Consider the following 11,956-nt stretch of genomic DNA (forward strand, 5'->3'; position numbering starts at 1 on the left):
AGCGAAGCGAAGAATCTAAATCCATTGAATCCGCCCTTAAAAATAATCCAAATCTACTAATAAAAGGAAATAACTTAATAGCACTTCATTGCCTAAAATACAAATACGCCAAACAAGTAAAACTAATCTACATAGACCCACCTTATAATACCGGCAATGATAGCTTTAATTATAACGATAGATTCAATCACAGCACTTATCTATGCTTTATGAAAAATCGCCTAGAAATTGCAAGAGAGCTTTTGCGTGATGATGGCGTGATTTTCGTGCAATGCGATGATAACGAACAAGCGTATTTAAAAGTGCTAATGGATGAGATTTTTGGGAGAGAGAATTTTATTTGTAATTTTATTTGGAGAAAACGAGCAGGAGGTGGGAATGATTCTAAATTTGTAGCTATTGAACATGAAAATATTTTAGCCTTTTCTAAAAAAATATTACATTTAAAAATGTTTGCTTTAAAAAGAAATGATTTGAGTAAGTATAAAATAGATGAAAAAGGCTATTATTTAGAAAAACCTCTTAATGATACAGCTTTACAAGATAGTCCAGGATTACATTATGATATAGAATTGCCTAATGGCATAACTCTAAAAGGAAAAGAACATCAATGGAAAATGTCTCATAATAAATTTATTGAAAAAAAATCAAATAATGAAATTCTTTTTAAAAGCAATAACAAAGTTTATTACAAGCATTACATTGATATTGAATCTGGAATTTTACCAACTTCAATAATGTATAATCTAGTGTTAAATTCATCGGGAACAAAAGAGATAAAAGGTATTTTTACTGAAAAGTTATTTGCCACACCAAAACCCGAAGCCTTACTTCAAAGAATTATAGAAATCTCTACAAACGAAAATGATTTAGTGTTAGATTTTTTTGCAGGGAGCGGCACTACATTAGCAGTAGCGCATAAAATGAAAAGAAAATATATAGGCATAGAGCAAATGGAGTATATTGAATCTATCACAAAAGAGCGGCTAAAAAAGGTAATAGACGGCGAAAGCGGCGGCATAAGCAAAGCAATAGAGTGGAGCGGCGGCGGAAGCTTTATCTATTGCGAGTTAGCGCCATTAAATGCTAGTTTTATAGAAAAAATAGAAAACTCACGCGATGAAAACGAGCTAAATAAAATTTATGAAGATTTACAAAAATTAGCTTTTATTGATTATAGAGTGGATATTCAAAGTGATTTAAATGATTCAGAATTTGTAGCTTTAAGCTTTGAAGAAAAAAAGAGAATTCTAAAAAAATGCTTGGATAGAAATATGGACTATATCCCTTATGCTGATATGGAAGATAGCGAGTATAAAATAGATGAGCAAACTAGAATTCTAAATGATATTTTTTATAAAAAAGTTGAAATGATATGAAAAAATTTAAGCAATATTTAAGCAAATTTGGCTATGATTCCGCTACCAGACCGCCCACAGCTCTGTTTTATACATCTGCAAAGGAGAGGCGGTGCTTTTTATGAACTATCCAAAATCTTTTAAAACAATCAGCGAACTTTTAGAGATATTAAAAAATCGTGGTTTAATCATCAATGATGATAAATTTGCTAGTGATTTTCTATATAATGTAAATTATTATAGGCTTAGTGCTTATTTTATCCCTTTTTATAAAAGCGAAAATGTATTTAAAAGTAATATTACATTTGAAAATATTTGCGATCTTTATGAATTTGATAAAGAGCTAAGGGGAGTTATTTTCAAATATTTAGAACAAATAGAAATTATTTTGCGAACTAGAATTTCTCATATTCACGCAAGAGAATATGGAGTATTTGGCTATTTAAACAATGAAAATTCTTTAAATAGAACATATAAGAGAAAAAAAGATAATGTTAAAACGCTGTATAAAGAATTTATGGAAAAAGTAGAGCAAGAAAAAAGTCGCTCAAATGAAGTGTTTATAAAACACATAAAAGAAAAATATAAGACAAACGATTTGCCTATTTGGGCTTTGAGTGAAATTCTAAGCTTTGGGACGCTGACAAAATTATATGCTATTTTGCCAAAGGCTTTAAAGAAAGAAATAGCTAATAGTTTTAATAAAAATTTAGATATTGAAATATTTGATAACTGGCTTTTAGGGCTTACTGTGATAAGAAATACTTGCGCTCATCACGCTAGAATATGGAATAGAAAATTTACACCTTCTTTTAAATATCCTAAAAAACTAAATGATTTTTTAAGCAAGGAAGTAAAAAATAATCAAATATTTTTTGCTTTGAGCGTAATGCTGGTGCTTTTAAACAATAACAAGCTTAAAGATGAATTAGTTAGTTTATTTAAGAAATATCCAAATGTAGATACAAGTGAAATGGGCTTTATGCACAACTGGCAAGAATTTAAAATGTGGAGGGAATAATAATGAGTAAATTATATGAAGAAGTAATTACAGAATATGGCAAAAAGCCTCTAAGGGATATGCAAATCCCAAGCTATATAAAAGATAATATTAGCAAAGAGCTTCGCCCTTATCAAACAGAAGCTATAAAAAATTATTTAGCAAATAATGAAACAATAAAGAAAAATCATTTAATGTTTAATATGGCAACAGGTAGCGGCAAAACGCTAGTAATGGCTGCACTTATGCTAGAATGCTATAAAAGAGGGTATAGAAATTTTGTGTTTTTTGTAAATTCTACTTCAATTATAGAAAAAACAAAGGCAAATTTTTTAGATAAATATTCTTCAAAATATCTATTTAAAAATAATATTTTAATAAATGATAAAAATATAGAAATAAATGCTATAAATAACTTTAATGAGAGTAAAGAAAATGCGATAAATATTTATTTTAGCACTATTCAAGGGCTTTTTAGTCTTTTTAAAGATGAAAAAGAAAATTCACTTACGCTTGAAGACTTACAAAACTATGAAATAGTATTTTTAGCAGATGAAGCACATCATTTAAACGCTGATACTAAAAAGGCTTTAACTCAAAGCGAACAAGATAATAAAGAAGGCTGGGAGAGTATCATAAAAAGGGCTTTTGATAGCCACGAAAATAATCTAATGCTAGAATTTAGCGCTACTTTGCCAAATGATAAAAAGGTCTTAGACAAATATCAAGATAAAATTATTTATGAATATGCTTTAAGAGAGTTTTGTTTAAATGGATATTCAAAGAGAATTTTTCTAGTAAAATACGATGATAAAGAGCTAAAAACAAGATTGTTAGGAGCTTGTTTATTAAGTGCTTATAGAGAGCTTTTAGCAAGGGATAATAATATAGAATTAAAGCCTGTGGTGCTTTTTAAAAGTGAAACTATAAACTTATCAAAAGAAAATCAAAAATTATTTAATGAAATATTACAAGATTTAAGCACTGATGATATAAGTGAATTTTACAAAAATATAGATAAAAATGATGAGCTTTTCAAATATAGCATAGATTATTTCAAAAGGCAATTTAATCAAAATTACGCAAATATTTTAGCCTTACATTTAAAAAATGCTTTTAAAGATATGTATCAGCTAAATGCAAATGATGATAAAGAAATAAAAGACTATCAAATAAAGCTAAATACACTTGAAGATAAAGAAAATCCTATAAGAGTGATTTTCGCAGTAGATAAACTAAACGAGGGCTGGGATGTGCTAAATCTCTTTGATATAGTGCACTTAGGCTCAGCGGTGGCTAAAAACACAGCAAAAACTACTACAAAAGAAGCGCAGTTAATCGGTCGTGGGGCTAGGTATTATCCTTTTGGTGAAGGCGAAGAAAAATATAAGCGCAAATATGATACTGAATTATTTGAAGAACTTACAATGATTGAACGCCTTAGCTATCACGCTTTAAATGATGTAGAGTATATTAGTAGTATTAGAAAAGAGCTAAAATCACAAGGTTTATTATTTGATGAAAAAGAAGGCATTGTAGAGCTAAATCCTAGCAAAAAAGCCAAAGAAATTACAAATAAAAATGAGATTTTTTATATAAATAATAAAAAAATAATGCTTGACAATCGTTCTCTTTTTAATAGTGAGAAAATAAAAAGAGAATTAGAGTGCTTAGAAATATCATATATAGGGCATAAAGTAAGCAATAGTGAAGAAAAATTTGAAGATGAAGAATATAACGCAATAACTGAATTTAAAAAAATATTTGAAGTGGGCGAAAAGTTAGAATATAAAATATTTGCTAAGGCGATGAATATTTTAAAAATTGATATAAAAAATATACAAGCTTATGATAAAACACTAAAAAGCAAAAAAGATTTTTATAATAATCTTATTGCACCACTAAAATTATCATTTAATAAAAATCAAAAATTTAACGATTCAATAATAAGGCTTGATATAGCTAAATATATTCTTGCTAATTATAAAGAGATATTAAATAAAGAAGCTAAAAATTTTGAAATTAGCGATTTTGTAGCTAATAAGCTAGTAAATATAGGCACTAGAAAAATTATCAAAGATGGCAATTATGAAAATGGGCAAATGTCATTTGATAAAGTAAAAAATAGCCCTTATGAGTGGTTATATTATGATAAATTTTCTTTTGATAGCAATTTAGAACTAGAATTTTTAGAGTTTATAGATGCCAATAAAGATAGAATTGATAGGAATTTTAGCGAATGGATAATTATGCGTAATGAAGGCTTTGAAGAGTTTAAAATCTATGACAATAGAAAAGAGCTTGATACATATGGAGAGGGCTTTGAGCCTGATTTTATATTTTTTGGAAAGCCAAAAGAAAAAGCTAAGCTAGATTATTTATCAGCAGAAATAATAATGGAAAGTAAAGGCTTACATTTATACACAAAAGATAAATGGAAAGAAAATTTAATGCTAGATGAAATAGATAAAAAAGTGTTTAAAGCTGTGAAAGATTTTAGCACTCAAATAGAGATTAATGTATTTGCTTTACCATTTTTCTTTGGTAAGGCAAATACTGAAAACAAAAACTTTAAGGAGCAGTTTTATGACTTTTTTAAATAAGCCGACTTAAAAACAAAAAAAAGAGAGAAAAGGAATATCCCTCTTTATCCCTTTTTAAAAACATCATAAAAACTTTTTTATAAAAATTAGAAAATGGAATACAAACCACTTAAAAGCAAGATATACAAAGCTTTTAAACATATATGTAGCTTTGCAAATAAGGAGTGAGACTATGGTGCATAAGATGCTAAATAATGGATTGATGATGCCACTTCTTGGGTTTGGGACTTATGGGGTAACAAACACACATACGCTTATGATGGCGATAGATTGTGGGTATCGCCTGTTTGATACTGCTCAAATGTATGGAAACCAGTCACAAGTAGGTGTAGCGATACGAGAAGCTATGAGTGTATATGGGCTAAAGCGTGAGGAATTTTTTGTTACCACCAAGTTATCTAGCAATATGAGTGGCGAGTATGCGATAAAAAGCATAGAATCTACGCTTAAGATTCTCAATCTAGATTATATAGATTTACTTTTGCTTCACGAACCTTATGCACAAGCCAAAGCAATGTATAACGCTATGGAAAATGCCTACAAGCAAGGCAAACTTAAAGCCATAGGCGTATCAAACTTTATACCAAGTGTTTTTAGCGAGTTTGTAAAGACTTGCGAGATATTCCCAGCTATTAATCAATGTGAAGTACATATGTATTACCAGCAGTCACATTTACTCCAAGCTATGAAAGCTTATGGCACACTTGTGCAATCATGGAGTCCTTTTATAGCAGGTAAGAATGAGCTTTTTGCTAATCCTAGTTTGATACGCATTGCACATACCTATCAAAAAAGTGTTGCACAGGTAGCATTAAGATTTTTGGTGCAACAAGGCATTATAGCTATTCCAAAAGCTTGTAATCTAAAACATATGCAAGAGAATCTTGAGATTTTTGATTTTGCTTTAAGTGCGGAGGATATGCAAATTCTTAGGGCGTTGGATAAAAACACGACACAATTTAGTTGGGGATATTAGTAAATATATAGAAGCTAAGATATTTTCAAAAGTAGAGATTGCTTAGAATCTCACGCTTTATCCATGATAGTTTGGTGCTTCTTGTGTAATGATGACATCATGGACATGAGATTCTCTAAGTCCTGCTGAAGTGATCTCTACAAACTCTGCTTTTTCCCAAAGCTCTGTGATACTTCTACTTCCCAAGTAACCCATACACGAGCTTAAGCCACCTGTAAGTTGATGCACAACATCGCTAATCTTACCACGATATGGGACACGCCCTTCAATCCCTTCGGGCACGAGTTTTTCTTGGGCTGTTCCCTCTTGAAAATATCTATCTGCACTACCACGTGTCATCGCACCGATACTACCCATACCGCGATAGCTCTTATACTGTCGTCCTTGATAGATCATCAAATCCCCGGGTGATTCTTCTGTCCCTGCAAGGAGCGATCCTATCATCACACTTGAAGCACCAATAGCCAAGGCTTTGGCAATATCACCAGAATATTTAATGCCTCCATCGGCAATAATAGGAATGTCATAGCTTTGTGCAGCTTGTGCACAAAGATCTATAGCTGAAATTTGGGGCATACCCACACCTGCTACAATCCTTGTTGTGCAAATACTACCAGGTCCTATACCCACTTTTACCGCATCAGCACCAGCCTCTATGAGATCCCTTGTCGCTTGAGGTGTTACCACATTCCCCACGATGACATCAACGCTAAGCTTGGCTTTAATGTCTTTTAGCGTGCGTATGACATTTGCTGAATGTCCATGCGCTGAATCTAACACAAGCACATCAACCCCAGCCTCTACTAACGCCTGTGCGCGTTCTAAGCCAAACACACCAACCGCTGCACCTACGCGCAATCGTCCAAAATCATCTTTATTGGAATTTGGATATTCGATGCGTTTTTGAATGTCTTTTATAGTGATAAGCCCTTTTAGAATCTCATTTTTATCGACTATAGGGAGTTTTTCGATTCTGTTTTTGTGCATAATGTCGCGTGCTTGTTCTAGTGTGGTCCCTACATCTGCAGTGATAAGTGGAGTTTTTGTCATGACATCACCCACTTTTTTTTGTAAATCTGTCTCAAATCTTACATCGCGATTTGTCAAGATTCCAATGAGTTTGCTATAACGATCCACCACCGGCACACCAGAGATTTTATAATTATCTGTGATAGCCTTTGCCTCGGCAAGCGTCGCATCAGCTAGGATATAGATAGGATCCACGATGACACCACTCTCACTCTTTTTCACCTTTCTGATTTGGTTAACTTGAGATTGTATATCCATATTTTTGTGTATGATACCAATCCCCCCAAGTCGAGCCATAGCGATAGCTGCGCGATATTCTGTAACTGTATCCATAGCCGCAGACACGAGAGGAATATTGAGTGTGATATTTTTGGTAAGCTTGGTTTGGAGATTGACTTCTTTGGGCAAAACCTCCGAATATGCAGGAATGAGCAAAACATCTTCAAATGTGAGGGCTTTTTGTAAGATTTTCATAAAAACTCCTTAGATCTATGAGTTACCAAGTTCTTTTTCTAAACCATAGGCGATATTGAGGATTGTTTGTTCTTCGCAATGATTGCCAATAAATTGCATACCAATAGGCAAGCCTTTAAGGGTTGAGAGAGAATCTGAAGGTACACAAATCGCGGGTAATCCTGCAAGATTCACACCAATTGTGTAAATATCGCTTAGATACATTTCTAAAGGTGAGGCAGTTGTACCAAATTTAGGTGCAACACTTGGTGCTATAGGTGATAAAATCACATCACATGACATAAACAATTCTAGATATTGTGCCTTGATAAGCTCACGCACTTTTTGTGCTTTGAGATAATAGGCATCATAATATCCGCTACTAAGCACAAAGTTTCCTAGCATAATTCTTCGTTTGACTTCATCACCAAAGCCTTGTGTGCGAGTGTTGAGATATACATCAGCGAGGTTTTTGCAATGTGAGGCACGATTGCCATAGCGCACACCATCAAAACGTGCAAGGTTAGAACTAGCTTCAGCTGTGCAAATAATATAATATGCAGAGATATGATAGTTTGTTTCTAGCATATTTTGCTCGACTATGGTATGTCCCATAGATTCTAAAAGCTTGATAGTCTGCTCATAGCGCTCTTGTGTCTGTGTGTCTGCGCATTTTAGCCACTCACGCAAGACCCCCACACGATAGCGGACATTATTATCAAGATTAGCAAAAGTGTTTGTGGAAGGGAGCTGTAGCGATGTAGAATCTTTGCTATCATACCCACTAATTGCATCAAGAAGTAAGCTTGCATCTTCAACATTTTGGGTAATTGGTCCAATTTGATCCAAGCTTGAGCTATAGGCTATAAGCCCATATCGACTAACTCTTCCGTATGTAGGTTTCAAGCCTACACAGCCACAGAATCCTGCAGGTTGTCTAATAGATCCGCCTGTATCACTTCCTAATGACGCCACTGCCAAACCACCAGCTACTGCTGCCGCAGAACCACCACTACTACCACCGGGCACTCTTGAAGTGTCGCGAGGATTTTTTGTACGTCCATAGCAACTAGATTCTGTGGTGCTTCCCATAGCAAATTCATCCATATTTGCACGACCAAACGCCGACATACGATTTTTGTGAAGATTTTTTATAACACTTGCATTGTATGGAGATTTATAGCCTTTTAGAATCTTAGAGGCACAGGTAATCTCCCAATACTTAACATTAATATTGTCTTTAATAAGGATTGGCACACCCTCATCATTAGAATCCTCAATCTCGCCTATATAGGCGTTTAGCTCCATATTTTCTCTGGCTTTTTGTTTGATGCGTTGTTTTAGTTCTGTAACCTCTTGTGGTTTGAGATTAAGTGCTTGTTTTAGTGTTAGCATAAGGACCTCGAAACAAAATTATTTAGGGAAATTCTGTATGCAATTATAAAAATTCCAAGCTTAAAACGCACTATCACACTATTTTACAATCGAATACACACCTTTGTTGTGTTGCAAAATTTCTAGCAAATTCCCACTTTTAAACATATTGCAAATAAGGATTGGTAGTTTATTTTCTCTCGCAAGGGCTATGGCAGTATCATCCATCACCTTAATATGCTCACGCAATGCCTCTTCATAACTTACAGATTCTAGCATTTTGGCATCGGGATATTTCTTGGGATCTTTGTCATATACGCCATCGACCTTTGTTGCTTTGATAATGACATTTGCTTCAATTTCTATAGCACGCAAAGTCGCCGCACTATCGGTTGTAAAAAATGGATTTCCCGTTCCTGCCGCAAAAATGACAACTCGACCTTTTTGTAAATGGCGAATGGCTCGACGATGAATATAACTTTCGCACACTTCTTGAATCTCAATAGCACTTTGCACGCGCACTTCTACACCCAAAGATTCAAGCGCTTCTTGCACCGCCACAGCATTAATCACGGTGGCAAGCATACCCATATAATCTCCGCTTGTGCGACGAATGATACCACCTTGTGCAGCACTCACTCCGCGTATGATATTGCCCCCACCAATCACTAACCCTATCTCAAACCCTGCGTTTTTTAGCGTCTTAATTTCTTTGGCTATGTATTCTAAAATGTCTATATCAATTCCAAATCCACTTGCACCACTCAATGCTTCACCAGAAAATTTAATTAGCACTCGCTTAACCTGCATAGCCTCTCCTTATAAGGTTCATAAATTTTGTAAAATTGTGTGGGATTTTACATAACCTTGCTTTAAAGCAAGCTGTAAAGAAGAATTATATTTTTAAGGTTATAAATTAAGCAGAGTATTTTGGCATAACTTTTGCTTTCAACTAAAACATAAATGAAAATTTTCAACACAAAGGATACATATGCTAAGGTCTCTGTGGTCTGGTGTGAGTGGTATGCAAGCCCATCAAGTTGCGTTGGATGTGGAAAGTAACAATATTGCGAATGTAAATACGGTAGGTTTTAAATACTCTAGGGCATCATTTGTTGATATGCTTTCACAAATTAAGCTGATTGCGACTTCACCCTATAAAAATGGGTTGGGAGGACAAAATGACTACTCGATTGGGCTTGGTGTCGGCGTAGAGGCAACTACAAAGGTTTTTTCTCAAGGTAATACACAAAATACAGATGTAAAGACAGATATTGCTATTGAGGGTGATGGCTTTTTTATTATAAGTCCTGATCGTGGCACTACGCATAATTACACGCGTAACGGAGAATTTCTTTTTGATGCCAATGGGAATCTTGTAACTACAGGTGGGTATGTGGTCCAAGGTTGGGTAAGAGATACGCTTGATAGTGCTAATACTGCGCAAATGAGTGAGTTTGACTTTTTTAGAGTGGATAATACTGGTCCAGTGCGTAATATCCAAATAGATCCAGGTATGGTAATGCCCGCACGATCAACTACAAGCGTAACATTACGTGCTAATCTTAATGCCGGACGACACACAGAAAGTGTAGCTGATATAGCCGCACTAGATTCTACGGTTGCAACTGCTTCTGATGGTGTAGCACCGGTGTATGATTCTAGAGGGCGTCTTGCACAAGTGGGTGAAGATTTTGGTGTGCTATTTAATGGTGATGGTGATGCATTTGGCTTGACAGAAAATCAAGGTATTTGGATAAGTTATAAAAATGCTGTGATACGCAATGAGATTGAACGCACAGATGAAGTAAGCACTATAGGAATTAATGGAGAGGTCATAACCTTTAGCAACAATTCTGGTCTCACAGGTATTAGTAATGTCGTAGCTGCACAAAATGCTATTAATGCATATCGCGATAAAACCGGTGTAGAGGCGTATGTAGATTCTGGTATGTTGCGATTAGAAAACCGCAATCAAATGGATGGAAGTGAAAAGGTTAAAAATATTCGTATTACTATCGGAGGAACAGGAGCATTTGCAAACTTTGTAGAAGGAGAGGAAGATATTACTGCATTTAGATATCGCTACACAAAATCAAATGATGCAGATTCTACAACAGGGCAATTCCGCACTACAGAGGATTTACGCGCATTGATACAATATGATGCTAATATGATTAAAAACCCGGAAAAGCAATATCACGAGAGCACCGCAAGTGTTGGTGTAACAGTCAATAAATATGGTATGTTTGAAATGGTAAATCAAAATGATGAAGATGGTGAGGTGCGAAATCTCAATATCTATGTGAGTGCACACTCTTCAGGAAAGATTACAACAAACATTCTCTTTAGAGATACGATGAAAGCCTTAAATACTTCAATGTTTATTGAAGGTGGTCCTGTCATTGCATCTGGAAAAATCAATAAAACTACCCATAGCACAAGTGTTGATGTGGTAGATAGCTTAGGTAGTAAGCATAATTTGCGTTTTGAATTTTGGAAAACAGGTGATGCAGAATGGAGTTTTAGAGCTATCGTGCCTGAACCTGCACAATTTATCGGTGGGACTGCCGAGCGTCCTAATATTTTTGAAGGTGGTAGAGCGACATTTAATAGCGATGGAAGTCTTGCGGGCATGAATCCACCTATTGTGCAGATTGATCCCAAAAATGGTAGCAATCCTCAACGTATCGAGCTTAAGTTTGGGGCAAACCAAACATTTGGCGGTCTTACAAGCGTGGATAAAATATCTGAAACATATGCCATTAACCAAAATGGTTATCAAGCAGGGGATCTAATGGATATACGCTTTGATTCTAATGGTTCGTTGCTTGGAGCATTTAGTAATGGTAAATCCATAGCCCTAGCACAAGTTGCACTTGCTAACTTTGCTAACAATGCAGGTTTGCAGGCTGAAGGTGGCAATGTCTTTTCACGCACCGGAAACTCTGGAGAACCTATGGTTGGAGCAGCAAATACTGGTAGGCGTGGTGGTGTGAGTGGAAGTAAGCTAGAGATGAGCAACGTGGATTTAAGCCGTAGCCTTACACAGCTTATTGTTGTGCAAAGAGGATTCCAAGCTAACTCAAAAGCCGTAACAACTTCCGATCAGATTTTAAATACGCTTTTAAACCTTAAACAATAATTTTTATAGAGATTTGGG

General features: G+C 34.8%; 8 protein-coding genes. 5 read left to right on the forward strand and 3 right to left on the reverse strand.

The window, feature by feature from the left end:
* The 4 genes from C6H22_RS07920 to C6H22_RS07935 all read left to right on the forward strand — a co-directional run.
* Positions 1 to 1,379: site-specific DNA-methyltransferase (locus tag C6H22_RS07920; RefSeq protein WP_104694732.1), on the forward strand; the 1,379-nt coding region annotated here is incomplete at its 5' end.
* 100 nt (positions 1,380 to 1,479) lie between these two features.
* Positions 1,480 to 2,379 (forward strand): Abi family protein, encoded by a 900-nt coding sequence (locus C6H22_RS07925; RefSeq protein WP_233707096.1) that lies wholly within the window; start codon positions 1,480 to 1,482, stop codon positions 2,377 to 2,379.
* A gap of 2 nt (positions 2,380 to 2,381) precedes the next feature.
* Positions 2,382 to 4,961, forward strand: coding sequence for a DEAD/DEAH box helicase family protein (locus tag C6H22_RS07930; RefSeq protein ID WP_233707097.1), 2,580 nt, complete (start codon positions 2,382 to 2,384; stop codon positions 4,959 to 4,961).
* A gap of 172 nt (positions 4,962 to 5,133) precedes the next feature.
* Entirely contained in the window at positions 5,134 to 5,937 is an 804-nt protein-coding gene (locus C6H22_RS07935) for an aldo/keto reductase (RefSeq protein WP_104694734.1), read from the forward strand.
* A 57-nt stretch (positions 5,938 to 5,994) separates the two neighbouring features.
* On the opposite strand, the gene guaB is transcribed toward C6H22_RS07935, so the two are convergent.
* From guaB to pyrH, 3 genes are all read right to left on the reverse strand, one after another.
* Positions 5,995 to 7,440, reverse strand: a complete 1,446-nt coding sequence (gene guaB, locus C6H22_RS07940; protein ID WP_104694735.1) for an IMP dehydrogenase — start codon at positions 7,438 to 7,440, stop codon at positions 5,995 to 5,997.
* A gap of 15 nt (positions 7,441 to 7,455) precedes the next feature.
* Positions 7,456 to 8,814 carry an Asp-tRNA(Asn)/Glu-tRNA(Gln) amidotransferase subunit GatA gene (gene gatA / locus C6H22_RS07945; RefSeq protein WP_104694736.1) on the reverse strand — a complete coding sequence of 453 codons (1,359 nt, stop codon included), beginning with the start codon at positions 8,812 to 8,814 and terminating at the stop codon, positions 7,456 to 7,458.
* Positions 8,815 to 8,892: 78 nt separating this feature from the next.
* The gene (gene pyrH / locus C6H22_RS07950) at positions 8,893 to 9,603 is read right to left on the reverse strand and encodes a UMP kinase (protein ID WP_104694737.1); all 711 of its coding nucleotides are present in this window, start codon (positions 9,601 to 9,603) and stop codon (positions 8,893 to 8,895) included.
* Positions 9,604 to 9,784: 181 nt separating this feature from the next.
* Here pyrH and flgE point away from each other — a divergent pair, with 181 nt between their 5' ends.
* A complete protein-coding gene (gene flgE, locus C6H22_RS07955) occupies positions 9,785 to 11,938 on the forward strand; it encodes a flagellar hook protein FlgE (protein WP_104694738.1) in 2,154 nt (717 codons plus the stop codon).
* Positions 11,939 to 11,956 lie beyond the last annotated feature (18 nt).

Origin of the sequence: Helicobacter equorum (assembly GCF_900198655.1) — a bacterium.
Taxonomy (GTDB): Bacteria; Campylobacterota; Campylobacteria; order Campylobacterales; family Helicobacteraceae; genus Helicobacter_F; species Helicobacter_F equorum.

Bases quoted from the DNA above. Each gene is read 5' to 3' on its own strand.
- C6H22_RS07925 (WP_233707096.1), top strand. From the start codon at position 1,480: ATGAACTATCCAAAATCTTTTAAAACAATCAGCGAACTTTTAGAGATA.
- C6H22_RS07930 (WP_233707097.1), top strand. From the start codon at position 2,382: ATGAGTAAATTATATGAAGAAGTAATTACAGAATATGGCAAAAAGCCT.
- C6H22_RS07935 (WP_104694734.1), top strand. From the start codon at position 5,134: ATGGTGCATAAGATGCTAAATAATGGATTGATGATGCCACTTCTTGGG.
- guaB (WP_104694735.1), bottom strand. From the start codon at position 7,440: ATGAAAATCTTACAAAAAGCCCTCACATTTGAAGATGTTTTGCTCATT.
- gatA (WP_104694736.1), bottom strand. From the start codon at position 8,814: ATGCTAACACTAAAACAAGCACTTAATCTCAAACCACAAGAGGTTACA.
- pyrH (WP_104694737.1), bottom strand. From the start codon at position 9,603: ATGCAGGTTAAGCGAGTGCTAATTAAATTTTCTGGTGAAGCATTGAGT.
- flgE (WP_104694738.1), top strand. From the start codon at position 9,785: ATGCTAAGGTCTCTGTGGTCTGGTGTGAGTGGTATGCAAGCCCATCAA.